The sequence below is a fragment of the Ruegeria sp. CJ2 genome (genome assembly GCF_056536745.1).
Genome location: NZ_JBQFQF010000007.1, coordinates 140658 through 153934 on the forward strand (window position 1 = coordinate 140658; position 13277 = coordinate 153934).

The window sequence follows — 13277 nt, forward strand, 5'->3', positions numbered from 1 at the left end:
AGCGTCAGGCCCTTTCCATGATGGCTAGTCGAATGGCAAGGGCCGTGAAAATACCGCCCGTCACCCATCCCATGATACGAGAGGCGCGCGGGTTCGAGATCAGCACCCGCCCCGCGCCGCCCGCAAAAATTCCAACCATCCCGTTCACCACGAAACCGCCCAACGCGATGATCACGCCCAAGATCAGGAATTGCGGCAGGATCGGCCCGATGGCCGGGTTCACGAATTGCGGGATAAAGGCCAGCACGAACAGAATGACCTTGGGATTGGTCAGGTTCACGACCAGCCCGTCCCGAAACGCGTATCGCGTTGGTTTGGCGGGCTTGTCGTCTGAGACTGCGCCGTAACGGATCGCTCCCCAGGCCAGATACATCAGATAAGCGACGCCCATCCAGCGGATCACATCGAACAGCCACGGCAGGGTGGATACGGCGGCACCCAAGCCGAGCCCAGCCAGCAACACGTGCACCATCAGCCCCGCAGACACCCCGGCACTGGCGATCAGGGCAGGTTTCGCACCTGACCGCAGCCCCTGCCCGAAACAGAACATCATGTCGGCCCCCGGCGTAAAGTTCAGCGCCATAGCCGCCGGAATGAACGCCAGCAACGTCACCGTTTCGATCATGTGGTCACCTCAAACCAGTTCACTTTGGGGCCGAGATTGGCGATCTGCGTGCGCCCGATGGTGCCGCGATAGCCCCAACTGTCATGGATATGACCATGCAGCGAGTAGTGCGGCTGCAAGCGTTCTATCGCATCGCGCACGGCCACGGACCCCACCGCATCACCCATTGACGTCGTATCGCCATACCCTTTGGGCGGGGAATGCGTGATCAGGATATCAGCGGCATCGCAACGTTCCAGCAATTCGGCGGCTTCTGATTCCGAAAGGTCACAGGACCACTCTCCAAACGGCGTGACGGGAACACCGTATCCAAGGCCGAATAGACGGAGGCCATCCACAGTCATCCCCGAGCCGTGCAGAATGTGGACACCCTCGGGCGCGGCATCCGTCAACTCTCCGGCGCTTTCCGCGTTTCCGGGGGTCAGGACAAGGGGGGCGGATATTTCCGATAGCATCGCCATCGCCTCATCCAGACCCTGTCGCATGTTGCAATAATCTCCGGCACCGATCACCAGATCAGCCTCGGCGCTGGCGGCGGCAATCTCGGCCGCGCGGTTGCGCGCCATATGCAGGTCCGAAAACGCAAGAATTCGCATCACGTGCCCTCCAGCCAGGCTTTCAGCTCCAGCAAGTCCGCCCAGGCTTGCCGTTTCAACTGCGGCTGACGCAGCAGGTAGGCCGGGTGGAACATCGGAAGCACCGGCAGGTCAAACCCCTGATCCCACTTGCCGCGCAGCCGGGTGACCCCGCGTTTACCCAGCACCGCCTGACAACTGATATTGCCCATGACCACCAGAACGTCCGGCTTGGCGAGCGCCACGTGGCGTTCCAGAAACGGCTGCATCATACCGATTTCCTGAGGGTTCGGGTCGCGGTTCTGGGGCGGGCGCCAAGGCAGAACATTGGTGATATAGACGTTTTCCGAACGATCCAGATCAATCGTGGCCAGCATCCGGTCCAGCAACTGGCCCGCTCGACCCACGAAGGGCTTGCCCTCGCGGTCTTCTTCGCGGCCCGGCGCTTCTCCGACGATCATCACCCGTGCACCCTGTGTGCCATCGGCAAAGACCAGTTGGCGCGCCCCGCGTTTCAGATCACAATGCTCGAACGCCTCCATCGTGCTGCGCAACTGATCCAACGACCATGCGCCGGCGGCAGCGGCCTTGGCAACAGCAACCGGGTCCACCTGTTTCGGTTTCTCTGGCGCGGCTTGGGCCGGTTTGGGCTTTTTGGCCTTGGGCGCAGTGTCCGGCAACACATAGCGATCCATCGGAGCATCCCCGATCGCTTCTGTTGCGCCCAACTCGACCTGCCATTCCAGCAAAGCCCGCGCCGTGTGATAGTCCAAAGCCGATTCCATACCCCTCAATCTAACCACCTTTTGACCGAGGGAAAGCGAATAGCACTTGATCGGATGGCCTGTCCCGCCCAGCATTGCTGCATTCATGTTGGTCCTATTACGATTCCTTGCCATTGCACTGTTGCTGATCCCCCTCGGCGACCCCGGTTTCGCGCAGCTTCAAAACCGGGGCGGTCTGTACGACAGGAACACCTTTCCTAACCGGGGCGGCATCTATGAGCGGAACAATCAATGCCCCGGCGGTCAGTTCAAATGCGGTGCGCGCTGCTGTTCCGGCGGGCAAAGATGCAGTTTCGACGGCCACTGCATTCCTCTGGGCGGCACCTATTGCGGCGGTGGTCGTACATGCGGCCCGTTCGAGCGCTGCGTTGCAGGCGGCAGATGCGCACCACGAGGGGTAAACAAATGCCGGTCGCGCCTTGATTGTCCGGGTGGCAGCTTTTGCAATGCCCGAGGTGAGTGCGAGCGGACCACACCCGACATTCAGCCCCTGCCCTCGCTAAAATGCGATGATGGGCGCACCTGCGATTCAGGGTCGGCCTGTCTGCCGGGTGGGGGATGTTCGCGCCCCGGCTGGTTTTTCTGCGAAAAAACCGGGTCGCAGTGCCGTCCCGGGTTCAAGTGTTCCAGAAATCAGGGCTGTGTCCCGGTCAAGGCCGTGGACTGTGGCTATGGCAAATGGTGCAAACCCGGTGAACAGTGCCTGCCCGACGGCGGGTGCGAGAAACTGCCCGAAGGGTCCGATCCTTAGGTTGCCTTGCCTCGCACAGCTACTTATAAGCGGCTCGATTGTCAGACAGGAGCCCGCCCATGCGTTTCGCCCATCGTCACCTTCTTGGCATCGAGCATCTGTCGCAATCCGATATTACCGCCATTCTTGATCTGGCCGAAAAATACGTCGATCTGAATCGCCAGTCGGCCAAGCGCTCGGATGTGCTGTCGGGGCTGACACAGATCAACATGTTCTTTGAAAACTCGACCCGCACGCAAGCCAGCTTTGAAATCGCGGGCAAGCGGCTGGGTGCGGATGTAATGAACATGGCGATGCAGGCCAGTTCGATCAAAAAGGGTGAGACGCTGATCGACACGGCGATGACGCTGAACGCGATGCACCCCGATCTGCTGGTGGTGCGGCACCCACATTCCGGCGCGGTCGATCTGCTGGCGCAGAAGGTCAATTGCGCCGTGCTGAACGCGGGCGACGGGCGGCATGAACACCCCACGCAGGCTTTGCTGGACGCGCTGACCATCCGCCGCGCCAAGGGCCGTCTGCACCGGCTGAACATTGCAATCTGCGGGGACGTGGCGCATTCGCGCGTGGCCCGGTCGAACCTGATCCTGCTGGGCAAGATGGAAAACCGCATCCGGCTCATCGGCCCACCGACCCTGGTGCCCGGTCAATTCGCTGACTTCGGGGCTGAAATCTACGACGACATGAACGAGGGCCTGAAAGACGTCGACGTCGTCATGATGCTGCGCCTTCAGAAAGAGCGGATGGATGGCGGCTTCATCCCCTCGGAACGCGAATACTATCACCGCTATGGGCTGGATGCCGCGAAACTGGCGCAGGCCAAGCCGGACGCCATCGTCATGCACCCCGGCCCGATGAATCGCGGCGTGGAAATCGACGGCACGCTGGCCGATGACATCAACCGCTCGGTCATTCAGGAACAGGTCGAGATGGGCGTCGCCGTCCGCATGGCCGCGATGGAGCTGCTGGCCCGCAACCAGCGCGAGGCCGCATGAACGATCTGACCGTTGCCCCCCACGAACACGGCGTGATCCGCCTGTTCACGCTGGACATGCGCCCCGAAGAGGCGAAGTTTCTGCGTGAGCCCGGCGCGGCCGATCAGGTTCTGGGGGTGAAAGGGCTGGACCCCGAACAGATCGACATTTTCCCGGTCGCCGACCTCGAAGACCTCGGGCTTTATGGCTATCTCAACGAGGGGTGCGGGGTATCGGAAGATCAGTTGAACCGCACGGCTCTTGAGGCGGTTGAGGGCTGGGTCATGGCCGTTCGCAGCGCAACGTTCGGTGGAAACGCCGCTGAACTGCAACCCGACCCAAGGCTGCACCTCATCGGGCTGTTCACGGAAGAAACAACAAATTGGACCGGCGGTGCCCTTGCATCCGAAAGCGCCAAGCCGTTTTCGGCCCCGCAGACAACTGCGGCTGACGACACGCCGCGCCGTGTCGGGTCTGCTGTCCTGGCGCTTGTGATCCTGTTTTTGATCGGGGGTGCTCTTTGGCTGATCCTGTGACCTTCACCGCCGACAAAAGCGCCTATATCCGCACCAACACATGGCTGGCCGCCTGTGCCATGGCGGGTGCAATGGTCGTGCTCTGGCTGGTCGGAAATCCTTACATCTGGACCGGAGCGCCCGCGGGCCTTGCCGCGGTTGGTGTCCGCGCATGGTATCTGGCCTCGGAAGAACTGACCAACACGTGGCAGATGTCCGAGACCGCCCTGACAGGTCCCGGCCCACGCAACGTACCGCTAAACCAGATCGAGGCGGTCAATATCATGGGCAGCTTCGTTCAAATCGTCACCAAGGGCGGCGACAAGCACCTGATCAAGTATCAGGCCAACCCCGCCGCCACCAAAGCCGCAATCGAAAGGGCTATCAGATGACGGCTGTGGATGACGATTGGTGGCGTGAGAAAGTACCAGAGACAGAAAAGATCCTGTGGCACGGGCAACCTTACCAGGGGTACTTTCCGCCCCGGTACGGATGGATCTACAAAGCAGCCATTGTTCTGTTCGTCTCCGTTTGGGCTGGAAGCCCATGGATCATCGACACCGCTGAGGATTTTTGGAAACTCCTGATCGCTACGTTAACTTGTCCTTTTGCCGTCTACGCGGATCGCTTTGTTCGAGCAAATCGCGTTTATGTTGTAACGTCTCAAAATGCTTGGCAGTCAAACCGGCATAACAAGTCAAAAAAACTGAAAGTCGACCGGTTTCAGGACTTTTATGCCAGCCAACAGGCAGTGTCATTCGCTCGACACCCCTTTTTCTCATTTGACCACCTGCCCGACCCGGACGCCGCCATGGCAGCCCTGACCAAAGCCCGAGAGGCCCATACATGACCGACCAGATTTTCACCAACGCCCGCCTGATCGACCCCGAGGCCGGGACGGACTTGCTGGGCTGGCTGCACGTTACCGATGGCCGGATTGCCGCGCGTGGTGAAGGCGAGGCCCCATCCACCGACGCGCAGGTGATCGACTGCGGCGGGCATTGTCTGGCCCCCGGTATCGTCGATATCGGCGTCAAGGTGTGCGAGCCGGGCGAGCGGCACAAGGAAAGCTATAAATCCGCAGGTCTGGCCGCCGCTGCGGGGGGCGTGACCACCATCGTCACCCGGCCCGACACTCTGCCTGCCGTAGATACACCCGAAACGCTGGAATTCGCCACGCGCCGCGCACAGGCGGATGCTCCGGTCAACGTCCTGCCGATGGCGGCCCTGACCAAAGGGCGCGAAGGGCGCGAGATGACCGAGATCGGCTTTCTGCAAGACGCAGGTGCTGTCGCCTTTACCGATTGCGACCATGTGATCGCCAATACCAAAGTGTTTTCGCGCGCGCTGACCTATGCGAAATCCTGCGGCGCGCTGGTGATTGCGCATCCACAGGAACCGGGCCTCAGCGCCGGGGCTGCCGTCACCAGCGGCAAGTTCGCCGCCCTGCGCGGCTTGCCCGCCGTTTCCCCCATGGCCGAGCGGATGGGGCTGGACCGCGACATCGCCCTGCTTGAGATGACAGGGGCCGCCTATCACGCCGACCAGATCACCACCGCCCGCGCGCTGCCCGCGTTGGAACGCGCCAAGCGGAACGGGTTGGATATCACCGCCGGCACCTCGATCCACCACCTGACGCTGAATGAACTGGACGTGGCCGACTATCGCACCTTCTTCAAGGTCAAGCCGCCGCTGCGGTCCGAGGATGATCGGCAATCCGTAATCGAAGCGGTGCGAACCGGGCTGATCGACACGATCAGTTCGATGCACACCCCGCAGGACGAGGAAAGCAAACGCCTGCCGTTTGAAGAGGCGGCATCCGGCGCAGTGGCGCTGGAGACCCTGCTGCCTGCCGCGCTGCGCCTGTATCACGCCGAACAACTGGACCTGCCGACCCTGTTCCGGGCCATGTCCCTGAATCCGGCGAAACGGCTGGGGCTGGACTCCGGTCGTTTGACCGAGGGCGCACCTGCCGATCTGGTGCTGTTCGACCCGGATGTGCCCTTTGTGCTGGACCGGTTCAGCCTGCGATCAAAGTCACAGAACACACCGTTTGACGGCCAGCGGATGCAGGGTAAGGTCACCGCAACCTATGTCGCAGGACAAGAAGTATACCGGAGACCCTGATGCCCCCATTTGACAGTTCGATGACCCAATTGCTGCTGTGGGCCGTGCTTGGGTACCTGATGGGGTCTATCCCGTTCGGGATGATCATCGCCAAGGTCATGGGCCTGGGCAACCTGCGCAACATCGGGTCCGGCAATATTGGCGCGACCAACGTGCTGCGCACCGGGAACAAACGCGCCGCTGCACTAACGCTGATCTTCGACGCAGCCAAAGGTGCGGTCGCCGTCCTGCTGGCCCGTAGTCTGGCCGGAGAAGACGCAGCCCAGGTCGCAGCGCTGGCCGCCTTTCTGGGTCACTGCTTCCCGATCTGGCTGGGGTTCAAGGGCGGCAAGGGTGTCGCCACCTTTCTTGGGATTTGGCTGGCCCTCGACTGGCGCGTTGGCGTGGCGTGCTGCCTGACATGGTTGGTTGCAGCCGCGATCTGGCGGATCTCGTCGCTGGGCGCGCTTGCAGCGGCAGCGCTGTCGACCATTTGGGTCATGATCCTGACGGACACCACGACATTCGTGCTCGGCGCGATCCTGACTTTGCTGGTTTACTGGCGGCACAGCGCAAATGTGGCGCGCATTCGCGCCGGAACTGAACCCAAAATCGGGCAGTCTTGACCGCCCCGGACGCGTTTCTATCCGCATTTTTCGACATTCCCATCGGAACGTCGACCGGATGGTACAACGGTCGCCGCTATATTACCTGCCGCACAGAATTGGCGGGGGGCAAATCCCAAAAGCTGGTTGCGCAGGAATTAGGCGGCCAAGATTACATCAGCCTGAACCTTTACCTGACGTCTAACAGCGGAGCAGTGCTGCACCCGTGTGAAATGCCCGTGCAAAAAGTGGTCGATTTCGTGACCGCCTTTGAACCGGAACCTGCGCAAATTTGAACAGCTCATCTTCATCCAAGCACAATCACAATTGATTGTTTTGAACGTGATGCACCGGCTGCCCACTTCGGGGTCGTGACGGCCAATTCCCGACCGCACGGAACAAAATCTCAAGGGTTGCCCAGGCACAATTGCGGTGCCGTCCGGTGGCTCGTTCACGAAAGGTGAAAACAATGAACAAGATCAAATCCCTCATCGGCGGCGTAGCGCTGTCCGTCGCAGTCGCAAGCACAGCTCTGGCCGCTGGTGTTGAACTGAACGCAAGCTCGACCGGCCTGGCACTGCAGGGTTACGACCCGGTTGCCTACTTCACTGTTGGCGAAGCCACCAAGGGTGACTACCGCATCACCACGCTGCACAACGATGCGCTGTACCGCTTCGCATCGGAAGAAAACAAAGTTGCCTTTGAAGAAAACCCCGAAGCGTACCTGCCCGCATATGGCGGCTACTGCGCCTTCGGCACCGCAATGGGCTTCAAGTTTGACGGTGACCCGAACTACTGGAAAATCGTTGACAACAAACTGTACCTGAACCTGTCGGCTGACATTCAGGAACGCTGGGAAGGCGACATCCCGGGCTTTAACGAGCGCGCAGACGCCAACTGGAAAGACATCGCAAGCAAGACTCCGGCCGAGCTGCAAGCGCAGTAAGCCGATCCTTGTGGAAATAAGACCGGCGGCAGAAATGCCGCCGGTTTTCTTTTTGACTGCGGTTGCCGCCTACAATTCCAGCACCGTGCTGCCAGTGGTCTGGCGCGCTTCAAGCGCACGATGGGCATCCGCCACCTGCTCTAGCGGGAAACGCTGATCTATATGTATCTTGACCTCATTGCCCGCGACCTTGCCGAACAAGCGCCGGGCCATAGCCTGACAAGCGGCATGATCGGCAATATGGGTGAACAAGGTCGGCCGGGTGATTTGAAGCGACCCTTTCTTGCCAAGGATTCCGATATCCATCAGCGGCACCGGACCTGACGCATTTCCAAACGAAATCATCATCCCCAGCGGCCTGAGGCAATCCAGCGACCCGTTGAACGTATCGGCCCCAATCGAGTCCATCACCACATCCACGCCTTTGCCGCCGGTAATCTCGGCCACGCGGTTCGCGAAGTTTTCCGTCCGGTAATTGATGCAATGGGTGGCACCGTTGAACTGCGCCAGGCTGCATTTCTCATCCGTCCCTGCGGTCCCGATCAGCTTGATGCCCTCGGACTTGGCCCATTGGCAGGCGATCAGGCCCACTCCCCCGGCTGCCGCGTGAAACAGAACGGTGTCACCACGTTTCAGCGGCGTTGTTCGGTGGAACAGATACTCAACCGTCATACCCTTGAGCATCATTGCCGCCGCCGCATCGAACGAGATTTCATCAGGCAGCGGACAGACCTGAGCCGCAGGCATCACGCGCGCTTCGCAATAGGCCCCTGCTGGCGCCGCGGCATAGGCAGCACGTTGGCCGGGTTCCAGATGGGTCACACCGTCGCCAACCGCGTCGATCACCCCCGCGGCCTCCATGCCCAGAGCGTGCGGCAGCTCCATCTGATACAGCCCTGTGCGCTGGTAGACGTCGATGAAATTCAATCCGCAGGCCTGATGGCGAATACGTACTTCTCCGGGTCCCGGTTCACCAAGGGGGCGGTCTTCGATCTTTAGAACCTCAGGGCCGCCGTGTTCGTGAATAACGACGGTTCGTGCCGTTTGATGCATGCTGAACCTCCTGTTGTCTGCCGCCAAGCTAACACGCCTGCGACACATAACAATCGGCACAATACCGCGAGGAACCGCCAAAACGGAAAAAATTGTGTTATACTGGTGCCTAAGCGTTGCCGGCTGGTCCGGCCAAAGGCAACTTTCGCCGGATCATCTCTGCTGCGTTCACATGCAAACCTGAGGGGATGACGATGGCCAAGACTATTGGAAATCCGATCAGCTGGGCAGCCCGCAACATTGGTGCAACCGGTGATCATATCGCAGAAAGCGTGACCCGTATCGGCAGTTCGGACACGCGACAATTACCACAGGTTCAAACCCTCGCCCTAAGCGATCTTTGGGCATGCCTGCGCGCAGGTTCGGAAGATTTCATGGAAACCCGGGCAGACGCGATTTTCGTCGTACTGATCTACCCGATCGCGGGGCTTTTGATGTTCGGCTTCGGACTGAACAGGAACATGGTCCCGTTGCTGGCCCCGCTGATCGCAGGGTTCGCCCTTGTCGGACCAGTGGCTGCCGTGGGCCTTTATGAAATCAGCCGCAAACGCGAACAGGGGGCCGAAGCCCATTGGCTGGATGCGTTCGGCGTTTTCCGCTCGCCTTCATTCGGGGCGATTTTGGCTCTGGGTTTCTACCTGGTCATGCTGCTGCTGATCTGGCTGATGGTCGCACAAAGCATTTATGTCCAAACCCTGGGACCCGACTTGCCAACATCCCTGGGAGCGTTCCTGACCGAGGTCTTCACGACCCGCGCAGGCTGGACGATGATCCTGTTTGGCAATGCAATCGGGTTCCTGTTTGCCCTGATCGCATTGGCCATCAGCGTGGTCAGCTTTCCATTGCTCTTGGACCGCAAGGTCGGTGTGCCGGTGGCTGTGGTGACATCGGTGCGGGTGCTGCGACACAATCCCGGAGTCATTCTGACGTGGGGACTGATCGTCGCCACCTCTTTGATTCTGGGCGCAATTCCGATGTTGCTTGGGCTGATCGTGGTCATTCCGGTTCTGGGCCACGCCACATGGCATCTGTATCGCCGTGCCGTGGCCTGAACCTGTTGGTTGGCGCTTAGCCGACTTTCAGAACGATCTTACCGATATGGCCTGAGCTTTCCATTCGGGCGTGGGCTGCCGCTGCATCGGCCAGTTCGAATTCGCTGTCCATCACAGGTGCCACTTTGCCGGCTTCAAGCAGAGGCCAGACAGCCTCGCGCAGGTCCTGCGCGATCTTCGCCTTGGCCAGATCGGATTGCGGCCGCAAGGTGCTGCCGGTCAGGGTCAGGCGTTTCACCATCATCATGGCAAAGTTCAATTCGACCACCGGCCCCTGCAAAAAGGCGATCTGAACCAGCCGCCCGTCCTCGGCCAGCGCTTTGACGTTTCGCGGAATGTAGTCGCCCCCGACCATGTCGAGGATCAAGTTTGCTCCGCCTTCGGCCCGCATCGCCGCCACGAAATCTTCATCGCGGTAATTGATCGCTTTTTCCGCGCCCAGTTTCTCGCAGGCTGCGCATTTCTCGGGCGATCCTGCGGTTGCAAAAACCCGCGCGCCAAAAGCATGTGCCAACTGGATCGCCGTTGTCCCGATACCGCTGGAGCCGCCATGGACCAGAAACCGCTCACCCGCTTTCAGGCCGCCGCGGGTAAAGACGTTTGACCAGACCGTAAAAAAGGTTTCGGGCAGGCAGGCGGCCTCTTTCAAACCCATGCCTGCGGGAACCGGCAAGCAATGCGCGGCAGGTGTAGCGACGTATTCGGCATAGCCACCCCCCGGCAAGAGCGCGCAGACATTGTCGCCCACCGACACCCCTTCGACACCGGCTCCGACGGCTACGACTTCGCCGGATGCCTCAAGCCCGGGCAGATCGCTGGCGCCCGGGGGCGGATCATAAGCCCCCGCCCGTTGCAGCGCGTCGGGGCGATTCACACCCGCATAAGCCACTTTCAGGACAACCTGACCGGCCTGTGCCTCGGGCACTGGACGTTCGGTCAACTGCAGAACATCCGGGCCGCCGGGCTTGGTGATTTCAACGGCGCGCATCATTTGGGTCATGGGCAAATCTCCTTTGCCCAATGCCTAGCAGCCAAATAACGAAAGGCCCAGACGCTTACTTGCGCGGGTTCAGCATTCCCGGCAGATCGGCGTTCACTTTCATCGGAGCCTTCACCTGACCCGCCAGCCAGTTTGGAACCGCCAGAAACGGCCTGAACAAAGGGTTCCCGTTCACCTGCGCCTTGATCTTTTCGAATTGCATGACGTTGTCGATGCGGCGGTCCAGAAATTCCCACGTTTTCTGATGGTCCGGCGAATCATCGCCCAGCCAGAACAACACGGTCGAGGAATAGACCCCCGACAGGGTTGCGCGCTTGGTGTACCAATTCACGTCATCGGATGTATCGCCCAGCGTGTCCCAGATCAGATCGCAGGTCTGCCACAGCGCTTTCGCCCCATCCGCCGCGTGCATCGGCAGCGAAAACAGCGTCATCCCGCGACGCACCAGCTCCTTGTCATCAACCGCCTGAAGACGGAACCGAACAGCGGTGGCAATACGGTCCCGAAACTTCAGATCGTTCAAATCCTCGGTTTTCAGGCGCTCCACCATCGTCGCGTCCCCCCGCGCGTGAAACGCCAGCGCCAGATCGACCGCACCGCGCGGACAGATGGCGCGCGCCAGTGCGTCGTCCATATCGCAATCGGCTATGGCCATGCGGAAGCTGGTTTCAGACCAGCCGTCAAAGGGCACATGGCCCAACATCGCATCCAAAAGCTGGGTTTTGGCGTCTTCATAAGTGGTGGTCATGGCGGTTCTCCGGGTTCTTGCACCAGTACTAGACAAGTTAGAGGCGCTTTGCTATACGGCCACTTCCTGCAATTTCCTTGCAACTCTATCTAGAAAGGTGGTGACAACCACATGCAGGTTAGTGTTCGCGACAATAACGTCGATCAGGCGCTTCGTGCCCTGAAGAAAAAGCTGCAGCGCGAAGGCGTGTTCCGTGAAATGAAGCTGAAGCAACATTTCGAGAAACCGTCCGAGAAAAAAGCGCGCGAGAAAGCTGAAGCGATCCGCCGTGCCCGTAAACTGGCACGCAAGAAAGCCCAGCGCGAAGGTTTGCTCTAAGCGCAGCCCGAAAAGTGGGAACCGGTTTTCGGGCCAAGCTGCGCGAAATGAGGAACCCCGCTCGTCCAGCTTTGGATGACACTATTTGACGACCCCCGAGGCCCCGCCCGGGGGTTTGTCGTTTCAGGGCCAAAGAAAAACGCCCCCGAACATCAGGGGCGTCGTCATCAATAAATCTTGGGAACGTGCAACTCATCCGGCAGGATGCGACGTTCATATTCCGGGTTGTACTTGCGATCCGGCAGATTGACCTTTTCCTGCGGTACGTCCGTATATGGGATCTTGGTCAGCAGATGTTCGATACAGTTCAGGCGCTCGCGCTTTTTGTCGTTGCCTTCGACGATATACCACGGCGCTTCGGGAATATTGGTGCGGAACAACATATCCTCTTTGGCCTTGGTGTAGGCTTCCCACCGGATACGGGATTCCAGATCCATCGGAGACAGCTTCCACTGCTTCATCGGATCGTGGATACGCATGAGGAATCGCAACTGCTGTTCCTCGTCGGTGATCGAGAACCAGTATTTCAGCAGGATAATCCCCGAGCGGACCAACATCCGTTCAAACTCGGGAACGTCCTGAAAGAACTGCCCAACCTGATCCTCGCTGGCAAAGCCCATGACCCGCTCGACGCCCGCGCGGTTATACCATGACCGGTCGAACAGAACGATCTCACCCGCCGCAGGCAGGTGCGGAACATAGCGTTGGAAATACCATTGGCTTTGCTCGCGGCGGCTGGGCGCGGGCAAAGCCACAACCCGCGCGACCCGAGGGTTCAGACGTTGGGTGATCCGCTTGATCACCCCCCCTTTACCGGCGCTGTCGCGGCCTTCGAACAGAATGCAGACCTTGGCCCCGGTGTGCTGCACCCAATCCTGAACCTTGATCAACTCGGCCTGTAGACGCAACAGGTTGCGGAAATAGACCTTGCGGTCCAGCATCTCGGGGTGCTGATCCTTATAGATCTTGCGGATTTCCATCGACAGCATGGGCTCGCTGAATTCGATTTCGAAATCTTCGTCCAGCGTGTCTTCCAACTCGGCTTCCAGCCAGTCTTTGGGGGCATCGTTGTTTTCGTAAACCAAGGCCTGTTCCTTATCTCATATCGGGCTCGGACCGTACCGGGCGAGTGTAAACGCCTGATGTCATCAGAAAAATTGATGAAGGCCCTTTACCTAAGCTTAACCGTCCTGAGCGGCAAGGTCACTGCGACACGAGAAAACA

18 protein-coding genes are annotated in these 13277 nt (G+C 59.9%); 11 read left to right on the forward strand and 7 right to left on the reverse strand.

The features are described 5' to 3' along the window. Positions 1 to 4: 4 nt before the first annotated feature. The 3 genes from ACR0MS_RS12185 to ACR0MS_RS12195 are packed head-to-tail and all read right to left on the reverse strand — an operon-like array spanning position 5 to position 1985. Positions 5 to 625, reverse strand: coding sequence for a LysE family translocator (locus tag ACR0MS_RS12185; protein WP_480572844.1), 621 nt, complete (start codon positions 623 to 625; stop codon positions 5 to 7). Continuing rightward, entirely contained in the window at positions 622 to 1221 is a 600-nt protein-coding gene (locus ACR0MS_RS12190) for a metallophosphoesterase family protein (RefSeq protein ID WP_480573233.1), read from the reverse strand. Before ACR0MS_RS12190 ends, ACR0MS_RS12185 begins: the two co-directional genes overlap by 4 nt. After that, positions 1221 to 1985 (reverse strand): uracil-DNA glycosylase, encoded by a 765-nt coding sequence (locus tag ACR0MS_RS12195; protein WP_480573230.1) that lies wholly within the window; start codon positions 1983 to 1985, stop codon positions 1221 to 1223. The genes ACR0MS_RS12190 and ACR0MS_RS12195 overlap by 1 nt, the downstream gene beginning before the upstream one ends. A gap of 215 nt (positions 1986 to 2200) precedes the next feature. On the opposite strand from ACR0MS_RS12195, the gene ACR0MS_RS12200 reads away from it, so the two are divergent. The 9 genes from ACR0MS_RS12200 (at position 2201) to ACR0MS_RS12240 (ending at position 7882) form a co-directional block, all read left to right on the forward strand. Then, a complete protein-coding gene (locus tag ACR0MS_RS12200) occupies positions 2201 to 2386 on the forward strand; it encodes a hypothetical protein (protein WP_480572841.1) in 186 nt (61 codons plus the stop codon). Positions 2387 to 2795: 409 nt separating this feature from the next. Further along, entirely contained in the window at positions 2796 to 3731 is a 936-nt protein-coding gene (locus tag ACR0MS_RS12205; RefSeq protein ID WP_480572838.1) for an aspartate carbamoyltransferase catalytic subunit, read from the forward strand. Beyond that, a complete protein-coding gene (locus ACR0MS_RS12210; protein WP_480572835.1) occupies positions 3728 to 4246 on the forward strand; it encodes a hypothetical protein in 519 nt (172 codons plus the stop codon). The genes ACR0MS_RS12205 and ACR0MS_RS12210 overlap by 4 nt, the downstream gene beginning before the upstream one ends. Beyond that, entirely contained in the window at positions 4231 to 4617 is a 387-nt protein-coding gene (locus ACR0MS_RS12215) for a hypothetical protein (RefSeq protein WP_480572832.1), read from the forward strand. Before ACR0MS_RS12210 ends, ACR0MS_RS12215 begins: the two co-directional genes overlap by 16 nt. Beyond that, positions 4614 to 5075: a hypothetical protein gene (locus ACR0MS_RS12220; RefSeq protein ID WP_480572829.1), complete on the forward strand. Its 462-nt coding sequence runs from the start codon at positions 4614 to 4616 to the stop codon at positions 5073 to 5075. Before ACR0MS_RS12215 ends, ACR0MS_RS12220 begins: the two co-directional genes overlap by 4 nt. Continuing rightward, complete coding sequence (gene pyrC / locus ACR0MS_RS12225) at positions 5072 to 6352, forward strand: dihydroorotase (RefSeq protein WP_480572826.1); 1281 nt, start codon at positions 5072 to 5074, stop codon at positions 6350 to 6352. Before ACR0MS_RS12220 ends, pyrC begins: the two co-directional genes overlap by 4 nt. Beyond that, positions 6352 to 6957 carry a glycerol-3-phosphate 1-O-acyltransferase PlsY gene (gene plsY, locus ACR0MS_RS12230; protein WP_480572823.1) on the forward strand — a complete coding sequence of 202 codons (606 nt, stop codon included), beginning with the start codon at positions 6352 to 6354 and terminating at the stop codon, positions 6955 to 6957. The genes pyrC and plsY overlap by 1 nt, the downstream gene beginning before the upstream one ends. After that, positions 6954 to 7232: a hypothetical protein gene (locus tag ACR0MS_RS12235; protein WP_480572821.1), complete on the forward strand. Its 279-nt coding sequence runs from the start codon at positions 6954 to 6956 to the stop codon at positions 7230 to 7232. The genes plsY and ACR0MS_RS12235 overlap by 4 nt, the downstream gene beginning before the upstream one ends. 173 nt (positions 7233 to 7405) lie before the next feature. Then, positions 7406 to 7882: a YHS domain-containing (seleno)protein gene (locus tag ACR0MS_RS12240; protein ID WP_480572819.1), complete on the forward strand. Its 477-nt coding sequence runs from the start codon at positions 7406 to 7408 to the stop codon at positions 7880 to 7882. A 69-nt stretch (positions 7883 to 7951) separates the two neighbouring features. Here the strand turns inward: ACR0MS_RS12240 and ACR0MS_RS12245 are convergent, their stop codons facing one another. Continuing rightward, positions 7952 to 8935 carry a quinone oxidoreductase family protein gene (locus ACR0MS_RS12245; protein ID WP_480572817.1) on the reverse strand — a complete coding sequence of 328 codons (984 nt, stop codon included), beginning with the start codon at positions 8933 to 8935 and terminating at the stop codon, positions 7952 to 7954. A 194-nt stretch (positions 8936 to 9129) separates the two neighbouring features. On the opposite strand from ACR0MS_RS12245, the gene ACR0MS_RS12250 reads away from it, so the two are divergent. Next, a complete protein-coding gene (locus ACR0MS_RS12250; protein WP_480572815.1) occupies positions 9130 to 9987 on the forward strand; it encodes a DUF2189 domain-containing protein in 858 nt (285 codons plus the stop codon). A gap of 16 nt (positions 9988 to 10003) precedes the next feature. Here ACR0MS_RS12250 and ACR0MS_RS12255 read toward each other — a convergent pair whose 3' ends face one another. Then, positions 10004 to 10987, reverse strand: coding sequence for an NAD(P)H-quinone oxidoreductase (locus tag ACR0MS_RS12255; RefSeq protein ID WP_480572813.1), 984 nt, complete (start codon positions 10985 to 10987; stop codon positions 10004 to 10006). Positions 10988 to 11042: 55 nt separating this feature from the next. Continuing rightward, positions 11043 to 11735 carry a COQ9 family protein gene (locus tag ACR0MS_RS12260; RefSeq protein WP_480572811.1) on the reverse strand — a complete coding sequence of 231 codons (693 nt, stop codon included), beginning with the start codon at positions 11733 to 11735 and terminating at the stop codon, positions 11043 to 11045. A gap of 111 nt (positions 11736 to 11846) precedes the next feature. Between ACR0MS_RS12260 and rpsU the strand changes: the two genes are divergently transcribed. After that, entirely contained in the window at positions 11847 to 12053 is a 207-nt protein-coding gene (rpsU, locus tag ACR0MS_RS12265; RefSeq protein WP_005614280.1) for a 30S ribosomal protein S21, read from the forward strand. Between the two features lie 167 nt (positions 12054 to 12220). On the opposite strand, the gene ppk2 is transcribed toward rpsU, so the two are convergent. Next, entirely contained in the window at positions 12221 to 13138 is a 918-nt protein-coding gene (ppk2, locus tag ACR0MS_RS12270; protein ID WP_480572809.1) for a polyphosphate kinase 2, read from the reverse strand. Positions 13139 to 13277 lie beyond the last annotated feature (139 nt).

Coding starts and splice junctions, on each gene's coding strand:
- pyrC (WP_480572826.1), top strand. CDS start 5,072: ATGACCGACCAGATTTTCACCAACGCCCGCCTGATCGACCCCGAGGCC.
- ACR0MS_RS12185 (WP_480572844.1), bottom strand. CDS start 625: ATGATCGAAACGGTGACGTTGCTGGCGTTCATTCCGGCGGCTATGGCG.
- ACR0MS_RS12205 (WP_480572838.1), top strand. CDS start 2,796: ATGCGTTTCGCCCATCGTCACCTTCTTGGCATCGAGCATCTGTCGCAA.
- ACR0MS_RS12255 (WP_480572813.1), bottom strand. CDS start 10,987: ATGACCCAAATGATGCGCGCCGTTGAAATCACCAAGCCCGGCGGCCCG.
- ACR0MS_RS12220 (WP_480572829.1), top strand. CDS start 4,614: ATGACGGCTGTGGATGACGATTGGTGGCGTGAGAAAGTACCAGAGACA.
- rpsU (WP_005614280.1), top strand. CDS start 11,847: ATGCAGGTTAGTGTTCGCGACAATAACGTCGATCAGGCGCTTCGTGCC.
- ACR0MS_RS12190 (WP_480573233.1), bottom strand. CDS start 1,221: ATGCGAATTCTTGCGTTTTCGGACCTGCATATGGCGCGCAACCGCGCG.
- ACR0MS_RS12200 (WP_480572841.1), top strand. CDS start 2,201: ATGAGCGGAACAATCAATGCCCCGGCGGTCAGTTCAAATGCGGTGCGC.
- ACR0MS_RS12195 (WP_480573230.1), bottom strand. CDS start 1,985: ATGGAATCGGCTTTGGACTATCACACGGCGCGGGCTTTGCTGGAATGG.
- ACR0MS_RS12260 (WP_480572811.1), bottom strand. CDS start 11,735: ATGACCACCACTTATGAAGACGCCAAAACCCAGCTTTTGGATGCGATG.
- ACR0MS_RS12240 (WP_480572819.1), top strand. CDS start 7,406: ATGAACAAGATCAAATCCCTCATCGGCGGCGTAGCGCTGTCCGTCGCA.
- ACR0MS_RS12245 (WP_480572817.1), bottom strand. CDS start 8,935: ATGCATCAAACGGCACGAACCGTCGTTATTCACGAACACGGCGGCCCT.
- ACR0MS_RS12210 (WP_480572835.1), top strand. CDS start 3,728: ATGAACGATCTGACCGTTGCCCCCCACGAACACGGCGTGATCCGCCTG.
- ACR0MS_RS12250 (WP_480572815.1), top strand. CDS start 9,130: ATGGCCAAGACTATTGGAAATCCGATCAGCTGGGCAGCCCGCAACATT.
- plsY (WP_480572823.1), top strand. CDS start 6,352: ATGCCCCCATTTGACAGTTCGATGACCCAATTGCTGCTGTGGGCCGTG.